General features: G+C 71.1%; 3 protein-coding genes. All 3 read right to left on the bottom strand.

Annotated features, from left to right (window positions below; translation table 11 throughout):
* Nucleotides 1–139: 139 nt before the first annotated feature.
* Nucleotides 140–361, bottom strand: coding sequence for a YjiS-like domain-containing protein (locus MFF42_RS24285; protein ID WP_238258428.1), 222 nt, complete (start codon nucleotides 359–361; stop codon nucleotides 140–142).
* A gap of 468 nt (nucleotides 362–829) precedes the next feature.
* Nucleotides 830–2,191: an L-serine ammonia-lyase gene (locus MFF42_RS24280; RefSeq protein ID WP_238258426.1), complete on the bottom strand. Its 1,362-nt coding sequence runs from the start codon at nucleotides 2,189–2,191 to the stop codon at nucleotides 830–832.
* Between the two features lie 170 nt (nucleotides 2,192–2,361).
* Nucleotides 2,362–2,946: sarcosine oxidase subunit gamma (locus MFF42_RS24275; RefSeq protein ID WP_238258424.1), on the bottom strand; the 585-nt coding region annotated here is incomplete at its 5' end.

Below are 2,946 nucleotides of genomic sequence, written 5' to 3'. Positions count from 1 at the left end.
CTCGCAATGACGGAGAAGGCACCGAGCCGATCAACCGGACGTCGCAACGCCTCCGTCGTTCCGGGTTCGCTTGCCAGCGCCCCGGAATGCCGGTGACGGAAGGGACGGCGGTTCCTCGAACCGTCCGCCGAGGGCGCCCTCAGGCGGCCTGCAGGGTCACCGGGAAGGCGAGCGCCGCGAAGAGCGGCGCGATGGTCCGCTCCTCGGCATAGGCCGGCTCGGCGCCGGTCCTCAACGCCGACAGGGCGCCGCGGGTCAGGCCGATATCGTCCAGCGCCGCGTCGCTCAGGTCCATGAGCGTCTCTTCTTCGACCCGCGCGCGGAGATGGGCGCGAACACTCTCGAAAACCTTGTTGAACATGGGATGAACCTCGATCGCGCCGTCGTTGATCAAGACGAGGACGGCCCGCGTCGACGTTCATATGAGGCTTCCTGAGTCGTCGGAGGAGCGCCAATGCTTGGGATCTGCTCTGCTTGATGCGCATGCATTGTGCAGGAAAGTCCCGATTTTTAGCAGTTTGCTTACCTATCATGCATGAGGCGGGCGTCCGCCTGACCGTTCACCTTGGGGCCGTGCCGGGCGCGAACCGGCCCGCCGACGACAAAACCCCCTCCTCCGGGGTCGGAAGAGGGGGTTGCGGGATCGGTCACGGCCGGCGTGATACGGTTTCCGGTTGATTCCTTCGGTCAGACCCTGGCTTGTCCCCTCCCCACAAGGGGGAGGAGAGGAGCGACGGAGGCCGAAGCGATCAACCGGAAACGGTCTGATCGGGTGGGGCCCGGCGATGGCCGACCGGTCGCTTCGAGGGCGGAAGACCCGCGTCCTTCCTCAGCAGGCGGCGACGTTGACGGCCAGCCCGCCCAGCGAGGTTTCCTTGTACTTGGCCTGCATGTCGTGGCCGGTCTGGCGCATGGTCTCGATGACCTCGTCCAGGCTCACCCGGTGCTCGCCGTCGCCGCGGAGCGACAGGGACGCCGCCACCACCGCCTTGTTGGCGCCGAAGGCGTTGCGCTCGATGCAGGGCACCTGGACGAGGCCGGCGATCGGATCGCAGGTCATGCCGAGATGGTGCTCCATGGCGATCTCGGCGGCGTTCTCGATCTGGAAGGCCGAGCCGCCGAGCGCCGCGGTCAGTCCCGCCGCCGCCATCGCCGCGGCCGAGCCGACCTCGCCCTGGCAGCCGACCTCGGCTCCCGAGATCGAGGCGCGGGCCTTGATCAGCCCGCCGATGGCGGCGGCGGTGAGCAGGAAGTCGCGCCCGCGCTCGTCGCTCCAGTCGGGGCAGAAGTCGCGGGTGTAGCGCAGCACCGCCGGCACGATCCCGGCCGCGCCGTTGGTCGGCGCCGTCACCACCCGGCCGCCCGAGGCGTTCTCCTCGTTGACGGCGAGCGCGTAGAGGCTGATCCAGTCCATGATCTCGTGGGCCGGGCGGCTGTTGGCGAGCCGCGTCGCCTCCAGCGACTCGTAGAGCCGCTTGGCGCGCCGCCGCACCCGCAGGCCACCGGGCAGCTCGCCGTCCATGCGCAGGCCGCGCTCGATGCAGGCGAACATCGCGTCGCGGATCGCGTCGAGGCCGGCATCGATCTCCGCGCGCGGGCGCAGGGTCAGCTCGTTGGCGAGCTGGATCTGCGGGATCGTCAGCCCGGTGCGCAGCGTCAGGTCGAGGAGCTCGCGCCCGCTGCCGAAGGCGAGCGGCGGCGGCTCCGCCCCGGCATCCCCGGCCGAGGCGGCTTCGGCCTCCGCGGCCGTGACGACGAAGCCGCCGCCGACCGAGTAGAAGATCTGGTCCTCGATCCGAGCACCGGCAGCATCGTCGGCGCAGAAGCGCATGCCGTTGGTGTGCAGCGGCAGGATGTCCTTGAAGTTGAAGACGAGGTCGCGCTCGGGCTCGAAACGGACGCCCGGAATGCCGAGGTCGCCGGTGCGGCGCAGTTCGTCCGCGAGCGGCCCGGTCCGGTCGGGATCGATCGTGGCGGGCGCGTGGCCCAGGAGCCCGAGCAGGATCGCCACGTCGGTGCCGTGGCCGCGGCCGGTCCAGGCGAGGGAGCCGTAGATCTCGGCGCTGATCCGGGCGACGCCGCCGCGGGCGAGCACGGTCTCGCGGAACCGGCGCGCCGCGACCATCGGCCCGACGGTGTGCGAACTCGACGGACCGATCCCGATCTTGAACAGATCGAAGGTGCTGATCATCGGGTCCGTTGCTCTCTCAAAAAAGCGCCTCTCCCGAGAGCGCCTCTCGCGAGACGCGGAGGCCCGTTCGGGGAGAGGCCCGTCACGACAGGGGACCGGGGCCTCGCGCGGGCCCTCGGCGAGGAGGTGGGATCGCCGCCGGCCCGCATCAATCCTGCGTCAATCCTGCATCAAGGCGTGGCCGGTCCTTCGACGCCGAACACGGCCTCATTGAGGAAACCGTGGACATAGGTCGAGAAGGAACGCCAGCACTCGACGCGATAGACGGGCGCCGCCGTTGGCCGGATCAGCACGATCTCGGCCTTGCCGAGCAGGGTGCGGGTGGCGCTGCCCGCCGGAAAGGCGGCCTCGGAGAGATCGAGCGGGCAGCCGGCATTGAGCACCGCCGCCGCCTGCCGGCCCGACACGTCGATGCCGACATTGCGGTGCGAGACGTCGACCAGGGAATGGGGCAGGCCGGCGAGCCCTTCGTGGATGCGGCCCTGCAGCAGGTCGGCATCGGCCTCCGGGCCGCCGACGAGCCACTCGTCGGGTCCGAGGCGGGCGATCCAGGTCCCGGTGGTCACGCTCTCGCCGTCGGTGCCGTCGGTGCCGACGGTGTTGATCGGCGCGTCGAGCCCGAGCCCGGCGACCTTCGGCGCGCCGCCGCCGGCGAGCCGCGCCCGCAGGGAGAAGCGCGCCTCGGCGCCCGCGGGCCGGACCGACACGCCCGGACCGGAGGCCGCGGGGCGGGACAGGGCGCCGAGCGGCAGGGC

The organism is Methylorubrum podarium (assembly GCF_022179745.1).
Lineage (GTDB): Bacteria > Pseudomonadota > Alphaproteobacteria > Rhizobiales > Beijerinckiaceae > Methylobacterium > Methylobacterium podarium.
The sequence above is the reverse complement of the archived record's forward strand: the minus strand, read 5'-3'. Positions and strand labels throughout refer to the sequence as shown.